The organism is Mesorhizobium sangaii, from assembly GCF_014207355.1.
GTDB lineage: Bacteria > Pseudomonadota > Alphaproteobacteria > Rhizobiales > Rhizobiaceae > Mesorhizobium > Mesorhizobium sangaii.
On sequence record NZ_JACHEF010000005.1, the window covers coordinates 226842 to 241243 of the forward strand.

At 60.7% G+C, this 14402-nt stretch carries 13 protein-coding genes; 2 read left to right on the forward strand and 11 right to left on the reverse strand.

Annotated features, from left to right (window positions below):
- Positions 1-203: 203 nt before the first annotated feature.
- From HNQ71_RS23825 to HNQ71_RS23845, 5 genes are read right to left on the reverse strand one after another with little or no spacing between them, the layout of a single operon-like run.
- Positions 204-527 (reverse strand): hypothetical protein, encoded by a 324-nt coding sequence (locus tag HNQ71_RS23825; RefSeq protein ID WP_184875078.1) that lies wholly within the window; start codon positions 525-527, stop codon positions 204-206.
- Positions 527-838, reverse strand: coding sequence for a hypothetical protein (locus tag HNQ71_RS34640; protein WP_210334043.1), 312 nt, complete (start codon positions 836-838; stop codon positions 527-529). Before HNQ71_RS34640 ends, HNQ71_RS23825 begins: the two co-directional genes overlap by 1 nt.
- On the reverse strand, positions 823-1044 hold the full coding sequence (locus tag HNQ71_RS23835) for a hypothetical protein (RefSeq protein ID WP_184875080.1): 222 nt from the start codon (positions 1042-1044) through the stop codon (positions 823-825). The genes HNQ71_RS34640 and HNQ71_RS23835 overlap by 16 nt, the downstream gene beginning before the upstream one ends.
- Before the next feature lies 1 nt (position 1045).
- A complete protein-coding gene (locus HNQ71_RS23840; protein ID WP_184875082.1) occupies positions 1046-1270 on the reverse strand; it encodes a hypothetical protein in 225 nt (74 codons plus the stop codon).
- Complete coding sequence (locus HNQ71_RS23845) at positions 1270-1977, reverse strand: glycoside hydrolase family 108 protein (RefSeq protein ID WP_184875084.1); 708 nt, start codon at positions 1975-1977, stop codon at positions 1270-1272. Before HNQ71_RS23845 ends, HNQ71_RS23840 begins: the two co-directional genes overlap by 1 nt.
- 81 nt (positions 1978-2058) lie before the next feature.
- Between HNQ71_RS23845 and HNQ71_RS23850 the strand changes: the two genes are divergently transcribed.
- Both HNQ71_RS23850 and HNQ71_RS23855 read left to right on the forward strand, forming a co-directional pair.
- Positions 2059-3132: an acyltransferase family protein gene (locus tag HNQ71_RS23850; RefSeq protein WP_184875086.1), complete on the forward strand. Its 1074-nt coding sequence runs from the start codon at positions 2059-2061 to the stop codon at positions 3130-3132.
- 424 nt (positions 3133-3556) lie between these two features.
- Positions 3557-5632: an acyltransferase family protein gene (locus tag HNQ71_RS23855; RefSeq protein ID WP_184875088.1), complete on the forward strand. Its 2076-nt coding sequence runs from the start codon at positions 3557-3559 to the stop codon at positions 5630-5632.
- A gap of 76 nt (positions 5633-5708) precedes the next feature.
- Here HNQ71_RS23855 and HNQ71_RS23860 read toward each other — a convergent pair whose 3' ends face one another.
- The 6 genes from HNQ71_RS23860 to HNQ71_RS23885 form a co-directional block, all read right to left on the reverse strand.
- Positions 5709-6845 (reverse strand): acyltransferase family protein, encoded by a 1137-nt coding sequence (locus HNQ71_RS23860; RefSeq protein ID WP_184875090.1) that lies wholly within the window; start codon positions 6843-6845, stop codon positions 5709-5711.
- An 87-nt stretch (positions 6846-6932) separates the two neighbouring features.
- Positions 6933-9047 (reverse strand): SGNH/GDSL hydrolase family protein, encoded by a 2115-nt coding sequence (locus HNQ71_RS23865; protein WP_184875092.1) that lies wholly within the window; start codon positions 9045-9047, stop codon positions 6933-6935.
- A 1017-nt stretch (positions 9048-10064) separates the two neighbouring features.
- Positions 10065-10538 (reverse strand): hypothetical protein, encoded by a 474-nt coding sequence (locus tag HNQ71_RS23870; protein WP_184875094.1) that lies wholly within the window; start codon positions 10536-10538, stop codon positions 10065-10067.
- Entirely contained in the window at positions 10535-12958 is a 2424-nt protein-coding gene (locus tag HNQ71_RS35005) for a hypothetical protein (RefSeq protein WP_246461942.1), read from the reverse strand. The genes HNQ71_RS23870 and HNQ71_RS35005 overlap by 4 nt, the downstream gene beginning before the upstream one ends.
- 89 nt (positions 12959-13047) lie before the next feature.
- Entirely contained in the window at positions 13048-13476 is a 429-nt protein-coding gene (locus HNQ71_RS23880; RefSeq protein ID WP_246461944.1) for a hypothetical protein, read from the reverse strand.
- Between the two features lie 77 nt (positions 13477-13553).
- Positions 13554-14261 (reverse strand): hypothetical protein, encoded by a 708-nt coding sequence (locus tag HNQ71_RS23885; protein WP_184875096.1) that lies wholly within the window; start codon positions 14259-14261, stop codon positions 13554-13556.
- Between the last annotated feature and the right edge of the window lie 141 nt (positions 14262-14402).

The following is a 14402-nucleotide window of genomic DNA, read 5'->3' on the forward strand; positions in this document are numbered from 1 at the left end:
TTTGAGGCGAATCTCAAAATTTACTTGGCGAGTAAACGGTACGATTACGACAATTCCTTTGGCGCGAGTATTGGGGCAAAACCGACAAACGCCAGCCCATTGCCATAGGCAGCGGGCAGGTTCTGGGGTGCTGCCAGGGATCGACCCACCAAGGTCGACGCCAAGGTCAACGACCGGCGGAGCGGATGGTTGCGGTTGCGAGTTCACTCGTCCGGCGCAGGCTTGAACCTGCGCACGACGAACTCGAACAGGATGTCCGAGATCCACATGGCGCTGACGCCGATCAGGAAAGCCGCTGCAAGCGTGGTGGTGTCGTCAGAGGGGTCGGGCATCGGCAGGCCCGCGATCCTGACATAGGACACCACCGGCAGCGTCAAATAGGCCGCGGCAAGCGCGCCGCAGATCGGTGAGGCCACCATTTCGCGCAGCTTGTAGCGATGCCGCGACAGCGCCCGCAGGACGCCGCCGGCAAGGCCGGCGGCGACGACCGGTCCCTTGATGCCGAGCAGGTCGAAAAGATCGTGCATCACGGCCTCCATCCACAAAGCGCCTGGCCCTTTTCATTGTGCGCCAGGATCGCCGCCACCGACGCGCCGGAAAGGGTCGCCACCTCTGCCTTTGCCGGCCGGATGGGATGCTCGACCGCGCAGAACGACCCGCCCGCGCTTGCGCAACCGGCCAGCAGGAGCGGGAGCGCCAGAGCAATTCCAGGAAAAGTGTGAAACGGTTTTCCCGGGAAAAGCGCGTAGCGCTTTCCCTGGGCAATTGCGTCAAAACAAAAAGATGGAGCGGTTCTGCGTTTCCGTGAAACGACGAACCGCTCTATGATCTTGACCATTTGGCCAGCCTCCCCCTGTTGTCGTCCGGCGTCCGGCCGGCGACGGCGTCATCGATCTTCTGGGCTTGGCTGCGCGCCGCGGCGTCGGCGGCATCCTGCCTGGCCTTCTGGCTGGCCTTGCCCTTGGCGTAGGCCGACCAGAGACCGGCGAGCGCGGCACCCATTGCAAGCAGATACGGCCACAACTGGCCAAGCAGCGCTCCCATCTCATTTCTCCTCGACCGGCCGCGGCGGCGCGACCATGCCGCGCGGACCGTCACGCACCGCGTTGATGATGATCTTGGCAAGGGCAATGGCGCCGCTGATCTGAAGCGCGGTGCGATCGGTGACGCCGAACATCGTCCAGTCGAAGCCGACCAGGGCGCCACCGCAGATGATCGCGATCAGCGTGTTGAGCAGATTGTGCAGTGCGTTGGTGTTGAGGAATTTCATCAAAAGAGGCTCCCGAAAAGATCGGTGACGTGCTCCCGGAGGGCCGCGAGCGCTCCGGCGATGAGGACGAGGATGCCGGCCGCGGCAGCAGTCTTGACGGCCGGCGGCACGGGCTGGGCCGCCGGCGCCCCGCCCGCGGGCTTTTCGACGCCGGGCGACGACGCGGCCGGCACAGGCGCCGGCGCGGTCACAGGTGCCGCCGACATCAGCAAGGCCTGAGCCCGCACCGACGTGACGCGATCGGACCAGCCGCGCCCGAATGTTGCCCATGTCGGCAGCCGTTCGAGAAACGCCAGCCGCGCATCGCAAAGCGCGTCGATGGTGACGCCTGCCGGCTTTGCCCTGGCCGCGGCAAGGGTGGCCGGCCCGATCCGGCCATCCTGGGCGACGCCCAGGGCCGCCTGCAGGGTTTTCGCCGCCCTGCCCGGCCCGCTGTTCACGGCGAAATCGAACACGGCATGGTCGACCCCGTCGGGCAATTCGGCGCCGAGGACCGCATCCCAGTAGTAGCGGCGGAAGATGGTGGCGAGCTGCGCGTCGCCGATCATGCGCAGGTCAGCCTTGGTGGCATTCGCCTTCACATAACGGCGGAAGTTGGCGAGCGTCACGCCCTTCATCGTGGCGCCCCCGGGGTCGGCCGGATTGTCCGACCACCCACCTTCCGATTTCAAGACGAGCGCAAGCGCCCGCGCGAAGTTGCGGTCCATGGCAGTTCCTTTCCGCCCTCTCCGGGCAGGTTGCTGAGTTTCGGAATTTGGCTATAGTCGGCCCAGGACGAGGGATTTGAATTGCAGAACAACAATGCGCGAATATTCGCGCTCGACGGGCTGCGAGGCATCGCCGCGCTGTCAGTCTTCCTTCAGCATTTCGCGGCCGACGCACCGTGGCATCCCATCACCTTTGCCTGGTGCGGCATCGTCGGCGTTCAACTGTTTTTCGTGCTGTCCGGGTTTTTGATGGGCAGGAAGTATTCGACTGCCCCGTTTTCAGGCTCGGCGGTGATCGACTTCTGGGTCAAGCGCGCGGCGCGCGTCCTTCCACTGTTTTTGATCTGCGTGACGGCAGCCTATGCCTGGCTTTTGCTGACAGGTCGCGACCAGCCTTTTTACGGGTTGAAATGGGATGGATGGTGGCACCACTACGTTTTCTGGGCCGGCCAATCCGTGTTCTGGACGATCCCGAGAGAGATCCAGTTCTATCTGGTTTTCCCCCTGATCTGGTGGATGTGCCAGCGTATGGGCAATGCTGCCAACTTCCTGTTGCTCGTGGCAGCGGCGATGCTCCAGGGGGTCGTCATGAGCACGCCTGTTCTCGTACAGGCCGCCCCTCTGTTTCTCGTCGGCGTCGTCGCCGGGCGGCTCGAGCTTGAGCCGGACAAGTCGTACGATGCCCCGGTCGTTGCGCTTCTGGTCCTCTACGTCTTGTCGTGGTCAGGCATGATCGATGTCCTGGAATTGCCAAGATCCCTGTTCGGCAACACGCTGTACCTTGTCTATCTGCCTTCTCTCATCCTGCTTTCGACAGCCTCCCCGCTGGCCCAGCGCCTGTTGGGGCGCGGCGTGCTGAAGTGGTATGGCGACGTCTCCTATTCCGTCTATCTGCTCCATCTGCCCATCTATGTCGCGCTCAAGATGTGGACGCCAATTTCGCTTTTGCCCAAACCCATCTGGTTCGGGCTGACGTTGATCGCCGTGACGATCGCCAGCCACTATTCATTCCGCTACGTCGAGACGCCGCTGCGCAGACGCATATCGCGCCTGGCGCCCAAGCCACCGGCGCCTCAGCAACCGGTTGCCAACGGCGGTGTTAGATCCGGCCAGCCGGCACCGGAGGAAGCCTTGGGGGCGCCGGCGCTCACATAGCGGCGAACGTTGGCGAACATCACACTGGATGGAACAGGTCGGGTTGGGGAAATACCCCTCTGAATCCGAAACGCTCGGTGAGGGGTCCCAGTCACTCGGCCGGCTGGATTGTCGAAACCCCGACGCGCTTTCCAATCAAGGCATTGCTGACCCTGTCAAGCAGCCACCGCTCGACACGGCAAACCGGCCCCTGTCCATGGACTGGCTGCCGGCCCTTTCTCCAACGGTGTAGATGATGAAGCCCGAAATAACGAAGAAGATGTCGACGCCGCCAGGCCCGAAATTGTAGATGCAAGCCGTTGTCCAGTGCCCCCGCATCGGCACGAAGCACATGACTGACCAGGACCATCAATGACGCGACGGCGCGCAGGCCCCGGACGTTCCGGTAGTGCATAGCCCCGAAGTCTCCATCCTCTAACGGCGGTTGCCGGGCAAGTCCGGCATCGCACCGCCGCCCGATGCGATGGCAGGTCACATTGCGTTGGGGATTGGGGATTATCAGCACCCGGAAGGCGCAATGGATTGCCTGGAATATAGCCTTCGCGTAGAGACGATTTCTATGGATCAAATGGTAGAAGCCAAGTCGACCACGGGTATTGGCAGCAGGTCGGATCATCGTTCAGATATCGACGTCTTGCGGGCGATTGCGGTTGCTGCGGTCGTGCTGTTTCATCTCGGCTGGACGACGGTTAGCGGCGGGTTTGTTGGCGTCGATGTTTTCTTCGTAATCAGCGGATATCTGATATCGCGCATCATCTGGACTGAGAGCGCGCAAGGTCGGTTTTCACTCAAAAATTTCTACGCTCGGCGCGCTCGCCGGCTGTTGCCAGCCCTGTTTGCAACGATCGTCGTCACCTTCGTCGTCGCCGCTTTTCTGTTCATACCGGAGCAATTCCAGGACCTGTCGAGGTCAGCGATATTCTCTCTGCTTGGACTGGCCAACGTCGATTTCTGGATGCAGTCAGGCTACTTCGATTCCGGCGCAATTCTGAAGCCGCTGCTTCACATATGGACGCTCGCCGTTGAATTGCAGTTCTACGCGTTCTGGCCCTTCCTCATCGCCATGGCCGTTCGAAAAAGCTATTGGGTGGCCTTCTCTTTTATCGCTGCAGCCTTCGCTGCATCACTGGCGGGTTGCCTGTGGATGATGGGGTACGATCCGACGGCAGCCTTTTTCCTCGTCCCATTCCGGGTCTGGGAGTTCGCTGCAGGCGGGCTGGTGTTTCTTGCCGAGAGACGGTTGTCGAAAGTGTATGCTGACCTGCTCTATGTCGTGGGGCTGGCCGCGATCCTGTTTGCCATCTTCGGCTATTCAGGACGGACGGCTTATCCTGGCGTTGCCGCTCTCGCGCCCGTCCTGGGCGCGGCATTGATGCTGCTCGGCGGTCAAGGCTGGCTGGCAAGAAAGGCTCAGTTCAGACCGGCTATCTACCTCGGCAAGATCAGCTATTCGGTCTATCTGGTTCACTGGCCGCTGGTTGTCTTCATGGTGTATAGATTTGGCGCCTTGGAAGTGTGGCAGATCCTCGCCTCGCTTGTTGCAATCTTGGCCCTTGGCGCCGCCAGTTACCATTTCATCGAAGTGCGCTATCGCAAGCCGCGCCCGTTGAAGTTGGGGAAGACGTTGATTTTCGCCTGCCTCACTGCCGGCTTCATGGCAGCCGCCACACAGAGCTGGGCGACAGATGGGTGGGTCTGGCGGATGCCCGCTGCATTCCGTAATGCTTATGTTTTGGACCTGAAAAAGGAACACACATACACGTTTTCGAACTCCACTCCGTTGCTGACACCCCACGATTTCAAAACCACCAAAAGGCATCTTCTGATCATTGGAGACTCTCAGGGAGCGGATATCATTAACCTGCTCGTTGAGACTGGTGCGGCAAAACAATTCGAAATTATCTATCGCCAACTCGATTGGCGGTGTGGCGTACCGACCCTCCCTGTCGACCTGTCTGACAGGTATTGGAAATCAATAAACCCGTTTGCTGCAGCAGTTATGAAACCCTGCAACGAAGCGTACTCACTCATCCGGTCCACACCGGCGTCGCTAGAGCATGCCGATCTGGTGATGATCGCGCTGTATTGGCAAGATTTCGCATTTCCATACGTCCAGACTTCGGTTGACGAAATGCGATCCCAAACAAGCGCTCCAATCTACGTTGTCGGCAGCAAAAATTTCACAGGCAGCAGCCTTCAGTTGCTTAATAAGCACGGCACCTTTGCAGGCATCGATGAGTACGCATTCCGAGAAATCAGCCCCGTGGCGAGAAAGATCGACACTTTCCTCAAGACGCTATCGCACGTAAATTATATCGATCCGTTGGTTGCCGTATGCCCGCATAGCCAGTGCGAAATATTTACCGACAAATCCGCGCCGGTTTTTTGGGATAGCATGCATTGGACGAAAGCCGGCGTGCAACTTATAGCGGCCAAGAACGGCGTAGCCATCTTCCCGTTTCTCGATACAAAGCAGGCGGCCGGCAAGAACTCACCCTAGGGTTAGGTTCGACAGCCGAACGGCAGCGATCACAATGATGCCGATGCGGTTCTCAATGCCCTGCGGAAGGCGCGAATTAGGCGGCGACAGGCACTGCCGGCCTCTCGACTTTGACCCCATCAATCTCGACACGCTTTTTGCCGGCGCGCCGCGAGGCAAAGCGTTTGCCCCATTCATTGGTCCAGTTCTCCCATGCGTAGAAAGTCAGAGTTGCGACCGGGACGATACACAGTAACGATATTGCGAGCGCAAGCGCATAGGCCTGAAGTTCGCTGAGCCCTGAGTGCCGAAGCCATCCGAACAACGGAAAAAGAGCAGCAATAATCGGACCATGCACCAGGTAGACCGAATAGCTGATATCGCCTAGCCATCTCGTTGCCGCGTTGACCAGCGGCTTGATGGGGAACAGGTAGAGCCCAACCAGCAGGCAAAAAAACATCGGCCCTTGCCAATAGATAGCCGGGCCAAATGGCACCCTACCCGTGACAATCACATAGAACTGAAGCGGCACGGACGCCAGCAGGACGGCGCCGATCGCCCGTCTATGGGTCCATTCGCCGGCAATCTGAACCACATGAAACGCGATGATTCCGAACATGAACATCGGCGCCAGGTCAAATATCGACTGACGAATGTAGATGCCCGGGTCTGCCACTAGATCCCCGATGACCGAGCGAAAGACCGTGGCCACGACGAGCGCAATGACAAGCGCTCGGATCGCCAAGGTGACACTTTTGGTCTTCGCGTAAATGAAGGGGAACACCAGGTAGAACGCCATCTCAACACCAATCGTCCAACCCGCAAAGATGATTGAGGTCTGGTAGCCACGGCCTGGGATGAAGTTGAAAATAAACGTCAGGTTCGCCAGGATCGTTTTGAGATTGTAGGGAAGGCCGGCCGGGTTCCACCAATACGAAAAGATTACGACGGCATAGAACAGCGGAGCTATCCGAAAAAACCTCCGCAGCATGAAGCCGAGATATGGCCTCTGTTCGTTGTCGTGCTTCGGCATTGTGAGACAGAGGGAAAAGGCGCTCACAAGGAAGAACAGATTGACGCCCATGACGCCGCTTCGGACTAATGTTTCCGGCCACCATGAAAGCACAAAGCGCGGATTGGGCATCAACGCGACGTGGGCCATCACGACCCACAGGGCGGCTATACCACGCAGCGCGCTGAGGTAGGGGAAGCGGTCCGACTTGCCCGGCGTCATTGTTTTTCCCAGATCGACCCCACCGCCAAACCGTGATGTCCCTGCCGTACATGGATTAGAATTTCGACGCAAGATCAACGCCGGGCGCTAATGCTCGATGTCGCGAAGGTCGGTGACGATGATGGTTTTGCCTGCGCCGTTCGCGCGCGCCCCCATGAAGCCGCCAAGGTATGGCCCGGTGAGCGCCACGGTGCCAAGGTTGGCACCGCTGACGAAGACTTGAAGGTTAGACGTACCGGCCGCAAGGATAAGCCGCCATTGGCGGGCCACACCGCTAAAATCCACGGCGTTAAGAGCGGTCGTTGCGTATGTGGCGGCGCCTGTCAACTGGTAGACGTTGACGAAGCCGGAGGCATCCAGTCCGACGCCGACTCCCATACGGGCTGTAAGGGGGCCAGCACCACCAGAGGCTACTGTCGTGACGCCGTACAGGATGAATTGAGTGTCCTTCGCCATGTTTGAGTTGAAGGTGATGTCGAGCCCACCCGCTGCAAAATGCGGCGAGATCAGGAGATCATCTTCAATGAAGGCGCTGTCTGGACCGGCCCCATAGTGCGTAATCGTCTGCAAGGCGCGATCCCTCCAAAGGTCACGGCTTTGCGCACCTCCGACGAAAGCCTTCTTGGTTCTCGTCCTTCTCGATCTAACGTAGCTAAGGCCGAGGGAGGCTGTCCCGCCACCGGATGCCATGGTGAGCAGATGGAGCCCAACGGGAACGTCCCGCGCGATGCACACTTCGTGATCATGCACAAAGTCACCGCCAAAAGCGGCTGTCGACAGTTGGTTGATACCACCGACCGACACTTGATCCCAAGCGACGTCAACACCGTTCTTGCCGCCAGCCCAGATGGGATAGGCGATGCAGATGTCTAACCCCGGCGCGTCGACGCGCACCACAACCTTGAGGCTCTTGGCGTGGTCTATGGCGTCCGAGATTAACTGGAAGCCTGTCCGTGTGGCCGGCGCAGGGAGGGGCGCATTCGCTGGATCGATGGTAACGGCTCCCTCGATGGTCGATATAAACTGTTCAGGACCAGCAAGACCAGCATGAGGATGCAAGAAGGGGGTCGCCATCTGTAACCCAATAGCCCGATAGGTGATTACCGTGGGGTGGCATCCATCCGGCACAAGGTCCGACACGCGGTAGCGGCCAGTGCGCACCCATGAGTTGATCATGTCGTAAACCTCGATGAGAGGCGCATCGGTAGCCAGTGCCACGTCCCGCATGATCTGAACGTAGTTCTTCAGTCGGTTTGCCTTGTCGGGCGTCCCCAAGGCGGCAATAGCAAACATCGGATTGGGCGTCTGCAGGATCGGAATTTTGCCGTACTTGATGCAAGTATTGACAAATGCCAGCAGGTTTTTCCGATACTGATCCGGCGTGGTCGGAGGTACGTTCTGGCAGTCATTGATGCAGTGATTACAGATGACGATCTCCGCAGTGCTGACGGCCATCTTGGCTTCGAATGTTGAGCCGGAACCATCGGTGCCCTCAAGCATCTGCTGTGAACGGGAACCGCTGACCGCACGATTGGTGACCGTAACGGCAGAGCTAAAATAGTAATCCCGCAGCACGGATTGCAGCTTGTCCGGGGCGGGCTGTGGAGTAATACCTCCAAGACCGGCGTCAACACCGAGCATAGTGCTGTCCCCAAAGCACTCGATCTGTGTGGACACGCCGTTCCACATGTCAACGGCCTTTGCCGCCAGCGCGGCCTTTGCGCCGCCGTAGGCAAGCAAAATGTTATTGTCCACATAGGCTTTGACGCTTTGCTGTGTGGGCACTTTTTGATCGCTGTTTGAGTGCATGTCATCTTCATCGACGATGTCAGATTTCAGCACCGGATCGGCATCCCCCGTAATGCTGAGGCTGGTAGTGCCGATGACTGGGTCGAGAGTGTTAAACTGGTACGTTTTCGCGCCGTTCCCCGACCCCAGTTGCACGTAGACAGTGGTCCCCTTCTGCATAGTCCGCGACGTGCGTGCGTCAGCTGCGCGGTACCATACGCCTTCGCTGGCCGTGTAGATGCCATTGGTTGATTGGTCCGATTGGTTCGTCACCAGCACCCGGTCGCCGACCTCGGTCAGCACGCCGTCGATGGTCTTCAGACCCGACAAGACAATGTTGCCCGTGGTTGCCAGGCGCACGGGTTCGCGCTCGCCGGTCAACAGGCGAACGGCGGCAGTTGCAGGTCGGGCCATAGGGCTTTCTCCATGAAAAAAGCCCCGCGAAAGCGAGGCTGTGAACGTTGCGGATTGTGTGGCGGTTTAAATGCGGCCTGGCCCTGCTTTGAAATGGCCTGGCCCGGAATTACGGTGACAGCGCAATTCTTGCCAAGTGCGTTCGGCCCGTCATTGTGTGCAGGTTAACCGGGAAGGCGAGGCAGCCGCCGAAAAGAAAATTGTCGGGCGCCGATGCAATTAGCATGCGCTTTATTAGTTCCGGAAAATTTTAACGAATCGTTGACCGCGCTGTCCCAGAATAGGACGGCGCGGTCAACCCCAACCGGACTGCGCCGGCGGCTCCGGCACACAGCGCCCCCCGCACTGTCGGAGCCGCTACTCACACTCCCTAATATACCAGCGATGGTTGAATCAACTGTTACCGCACGTGCTTTCCACGGCCCTTTCCCGATCGTTAAACTTTGATGGAACGCCGTGATTGACTTGCCACAGCGGCCCCAGATCATGAGCCCTTGAACCGGACGGAGGAACTACGGTGACACTGCGCCCTGCGCAGGGCTGTCGGCCGGCCGGTGGGCGGCGAAGCGTGCCTGGATCGGATTGCCGGGCAAACCGGAAAAGCCGCGAAATCCGGAAAACGAGTCAGGTGGCGAAAAGGAAACCGTGCACAGTCACCGTATTTGCCGGTGCTGAAACTCCGCCGGACGCGTAACGCGATTGCCTGGCCGGCAGTGAAGTCAAAAGCCAAGTGTGAACCACGGATTGGCGTCGCGACAGCGACACCGGTCGCGGTCAACACGATAGCCGCACAAAGATAGCCACTCTCATCGGAAATCGGTGCACTTCCATGTTCGTCTGGCTGCCACTGCGTGCAGGTTGAACGTAGAGGGAGTGAGGAAGGCGGCGAAAAGTGGTGCAGTATCACCTGCAATTCTGCGCAATTGTCGGCTCAGCCATCCCGCGATGTTCGCACAACTGTCTCTGTCGCTTGCGCGAGGCCGGACCCTGACGCACCTGCCGACGAGCCACCACACATCACTCTTGGAGCAGCGGCAGAACCTTTTCGTCCAGGAATTTGAGACGCTTACCCAACATTTCCGCGTTGGCGGGATTCGCCGGAACATTGACAGGAATCAGCTTCGCAACGGACTTCCCCTTCCGAGCGGCTTCAACCCATTCTTCCATGGCGCCAATGTATCCATCCAGCGCCTCATACGGAGTTCTGACGTCGTCGCCTGGCATGTAAGCTGGAGGCACATCACCCACGATCACCCATATCCATGCGGGTACATCTGGCCTTCCAGGCGAAATCTCGAAGAGAAAAATGTATACTATGCCCTCGGCACCATATCCAAAATACTCCGTCTTGATATTTTTTCCCCAGTCATAAAACTGAATATATTCACGGGCTTCGCCAAGGGCGGCGTCAAAATTATCGTCCGCGTCCGGATCGTCCGCCGCAAGCGGCAAACGACTGACCTTGCTGAGATCTGGGGCGATTGCATTCATACTCCGTCTCCACCAATTAAGTTCTTCTTGCGCCATCGCCTCTTAGCCCAGCGCGCAAAATCTCCAGCATCTTGATGATGCCTTATATGGTCGTCCCGGGAACGAGGCTTCACATTCAATACGTGATCTCCCCCGCCATCGGCCAGCGGTACCTCATGGGAAACGTCCATATTTCGACCGGTCTTAGGGTCTTTGGGCCAAGCCTGACCGTGTAGCTCCTCCCATTCTTTGCGAAGAGCTCTGTTCGTCGTGATGCGCTTAGTCGGGACGAGTTTTAGGTCGTCCTCGTCAGTGATTCTTACAGGCGGGATCTCAGCACTTTGCGAGCGTCCCAACGCTTCGACGTCTACAGTTTCGGTTACGTCTTCAGCAGGTCCGCCTCTCGCAAATTCAGATGGTGGCGAGCCGGTGAGCCGTGCCAGAACCTGCCTGCCGATCGCACCGAGCCCTTCGGCAAGGACATTGCCGCCAGCGCCCCAAAGCGCTCCGGCGCCCATTTCTCCTAGGATGTCCCGGCTATTGAGGGCGGCGTCGACGCCGCCAAACACCACGCCGTCGGCCGCTGCGGTGGCGCTTCGTGTGAATAGGCCGCGCAATCCCCCCAGACCTTCGGCTGCGAGTTTTCCGGTGAACGTAATGCCTGCCTTTTGCAGGCCGAGGCCGGAGGCGAAGGCGCCAAGCAGTTCCACTGGTATTGCCGCAGGGCCGGCACGATCCGCAGCATCCTCGGTTTCAGCCTGCTCCGCGGCTAGCAGCTCGTCGTAGCTCTTGCTGGAGAAAAGCGAGTTCATGCCGGCGGAGAGCCTGTCCGCCTGACTGAATGTCGTGCTGTTCGCAAACAGCCTGGCATCGTCATTCAACGCGGCAAACGGCTTTTGCCACCATGGCCCGGCGTTGAACCGCACACGGGCTGGATGATACGCCATCACTGTCAGATCGGCCTCGAGAGCTCTTTCCTGGGCTTCCTGCTCTGCGAGCGTCATCTTCGGATTGTTGGCTGCATTCTCGCGCAATTGAGCCAAACTGGACGCAAACACCTGTCCGGCCAGCGCGAAGCGCGCTTTCGGGTCGCGCACGGCTTTAAGAATGTCGCTGAGCTCAATGATCCGTTGCCGCACCGGCACACTGTCATCGACAAATCTCCCGCCGAGATTGTCCGCAAGGGCCCGCGGAACGGCCAGGATCCTGTCGAAGCCCAATTGCTGCTGCGCAGCGAGGGCCCAAGTCACGGCAGCCTGGAAATCCTCAGGCGTCGAGACCTTGCTCCAGTCCGGGGCCAGCCCCGGGAACATCTGGCTGACATAGTCGACAGGGTCGTCGCGCCTGGCGCCCAGCACCAATTGCGCCGCGCCAGCCTTAATCTCATATTGCTCGCGCTGCTCCGGCGAGCCATCAGGGCCTGGCTCAAAATCCCGAAGCTCAGCGTGGATCGCCTGGTTTGGCGCACGGCGCATTTTGAAGAATGCATCGGCGACGCCGGTCGTTAGATTGAAGATTTGGAAACGGGCCGCGCCCTCGCCTGCGCCGTAGATATTGACGAAATCCTGTGCGGTTGGTTTCTCCTCGGGATATTGACCCGTGCTGGCGATAACCGCCGGCGCATTTTGCTCTGCGAGTTGCACCTTGGCGCGGGCATCGACCAACTGCGCGGCGGTCGCCGTGTTGGCCTGATCGAGTAGCGCGGCAACATCGCCTGGCGCCAAATAGGTAATGGCGTCGAGCGATACGACGGCTGTCTGGCCATCCGGCGGTGTCGAGTTGGTTGCGCCAACGGCCTCGGCGCTGTCGTCCTTGGTCCGGCCTCCAGCCTGCGCCGTGCCTAGCATCTCGGCAGCGCGTTTCGGATCCTGCGCGATCATCGCTTGGACCAACGCCTTGGCCGTGTTGCTGCGCCAGGCCACTTCCGCCGCTTGCCGGGCGAGCGGGTTGCCGATCTTGGCGATCAGGTCAAGCCCGCTCTGCCGGATCGCTTCGAAACCTCCGATGTCGTTCGGATTGCTTTTTGCGATCGCGCTGGTCGAGATGTTGTCGACCTCGGTCAACTCCGCCAGCTCATACTCATCGCGCCGCGCCTGCTGCCTTGCGGCCATGCGCAGCGAGCCGGGCGCGCGCGTCGCCTCCTTCTGGCTGGCGAAAGCGGCGCGCTGGGTCTCGGGCATGGTCCGCAAGGCATCGTCGAACAGCGTGTCGAAGAGGCCGGATTTGACCACCCGGCCGGTGCGCGGATCGACCTGGCCGTACATGGCGTCATGCAGGCCGCTGCCGTCGGCCGGCGCATTGGCCGTCACCTCGTCTTCCGCCTGCGCGATGCGGCCGTTGAAGCGGCGGCGCGCGATCTCGGCGTCGAACGCGTCCTGCCGCTCCTTCATCTGCCGGTAGCGCTCGGCGACGGCGGAAAGCTCGTCGCCAAAACCCTGCATCGCCCGGCCGACCGGCGAGCCGTTCGGGTATTGCACCGCATTGCCGGTCTCGAGCCGGCGCTGGGCTAATTGGAGAGGAATAGTCGCCATCAGTAGAGACCCCCGGTGGAAAAGCCGGCCGGTGGCGGCGGGAAGGCGCCTTTGCCGAAGGTCACGGCCTTGGTCGGGTCGTAAAGGCCGGAGAGGCCTGATCCGAGGCTGCGGCCCGCGTTGAAGATCGACGCTGCCACCGCCTGTTTGCCGGAAAAGCGCGAGATGGCAGCCTGCGTGCCAAAATTGTTCTGGCGCAGCTGCGAGCTGTACTGGATCGCCTTGAGGTCGAGCTGGCCCTGCCCGGCGTTGGCCGCCAGCACCTCGGCCGGCGAGCCGGCCATGCCGACGCCGGAAGCGCCGGCCTGGGCGCGCGCCTGCGCCTGCAGGAGGTCCTGCTTGTGGCGCTCCTGCCCCTGTTCGAAGGTGGCGCTTTGCGCGTCGGCCCGCGCCTGCTGCTCGTAGGCCCTGGCTTGGGCGTCGGCCATCTGCTTCGACTGCCGGCCCTCGGCCAGCGCGCCGCCGACCGAAAGAGCCGTGCCGAGAAGAGCGAGTGTGACATGGTTCAGCCTCGTTCGCCGAAGGGTTTGGTTGCGGGAAGGAATTGGCTTATGGCGCCCCCGGGACGCCTCACTTCGGGGGACTTGCCTTCGACGCGTTTGACTGGCGCGCCGAGCGCCGGGCGCGGGTCGAGCGCGCCGCCGGGGCTGAGGAAGGACAGCAAGAGCCGGTCGGCCTGCAGCGCCGGCCGGCTGAGCCGGGCGGGTGCCGCTGCACGCGGCCCGGCCATGGCGGTGCGGCGGGTGGTGGTCAGGTTCACCTTCAGGTCGGCGACGCCGGCGGCGTCGAACAGGCCGTTGGCGGTGGCGATGGCGCGGGCGAGCGCGTCGGCCTCGAACAATTGCTGGCGCAGTTCTTCGACCAGCCGGCGGACACAGCGCCAGCGCTCACCGAGCAGAGTGGCCTTCGCCTTGATCTCGTCGCCAAGCGCTGCGATGTCGGCGCGGGCTTCGCTCTGCGCGACCTCCGCGCGGCGCTGGCCGACGGCGTCGATGGTCTTTTCCAAGAGCGCGATTGCCGCGTTGCAGTCGTCGAGCGCGGCACGCGCGGCGGCAAGGTCGCCATCGCCGAACACCGCGCGGTCCTCGGCTTGCGCCAGCTCGGCTCTGCGGGCGAGCACGTCGTTGAGGTCAATGTCGAGCAAGGCGATGACGGCAGCGAATTCCGCAGCCGTCCGCGCCCTGCCGAGTTGCTCGGCATGGGGGGATGTCATGGGTGGGGTCCTTTTGGGAGGAGGAGTGAGGGGCGATCTGCGAAGCGGAAGAGATCAACGCCGGCGGGACAGCACCCCCCTCTGGCCTGCCGGACATCTCCCCCTCAAGGGGGGAGATCAGCCGTCATTTCGGCTCTCGCC

Excerpts from the sequence above, each read along its gene's own strand:
- HNQ71_RS23825 (WP_184875078.1), bottom strand. The coding sequence starts at position 527 with ATGCACGATCTTTTCGACCTGCTCGGCATCAAGGGACCGGTCGTCGCC.
- HNQ71_RS34640 (WP_210334043.1), bottom strand. The coding sequence starts at position 838 with ATGGTCAAGATCATAGAGCGGTTCGTCGTTTCACGGAAACGCAGAACC.
- HNQ71_RS23835 (WP_184875080.1), bottom strand. The coding sequence starts at position 1,044 with ATGGGAGCGCTGCTTGGCCAGTTGTGGCCGTATCTGCTTGCAATGGGT.
- HNQ71_RS23840 (WP_184875082.1), bottom strand. The coding sequence starts at position 1,270 with ATGAAATTCCTCAACACCAACGCACTGCACAATCTGCTCAACACGCTG.
- HNQ71_RS23845 (WP_184875084.1), bottom strand. The coding sequence starts at position 1,977 with ATGGACCGCAACTTCGCGCGGGCGCTTGCGCTCGTCTTGAAATCGGAA.
- HNQ71_RS23860 (WP_184875090.1), bottom strand. The coding sequence starts at position 6,845 with ATGACGCCGGGCAAGTCGGACCGCTTCCCCTACCTCAGCGCGCTGCGT.
- HNQ71_RS23865 (WP_184875092.1), bottom strand. The coding sequence starts at position 9,047 with ATGGCCCGACCTGCAACTGCCGCCGTTCGCCTGTTGACCGGCGAGCGC.
- HNQ71_RS23870 (WP_184875094.1), bottom strand. The coding sequence starts at position 10,538 with ATGAATGCAATCGCCCCAGATCTCAGCAAGGTCAGTCGTTTGCCGCTT.
- HNQ71_RS35005 (WP_246461942.1), bottom strand. The coding sequence starts at position 12,958 with ATGCAGGGTTTTGGCGACGAGCTTTCCGCCGTCGCCGAGCGCTACCGG.
- HNQ71_RS23880 (WP_246461944.1), bottom strand. The coding sequence starts at position 13,476 with ATGGCCGACGCCCAAGCCAGGGCCTACGAGCAGCAGGCGCGGGCCGAC.
- HNQ71_RS23885 (WP_184875096.1), bottom strand. The coding sequence starts at position 14,261 with ATGACATCCCCCCATGCCGAGCAACTCGGCAGGGCGCGGACGGCTGCG.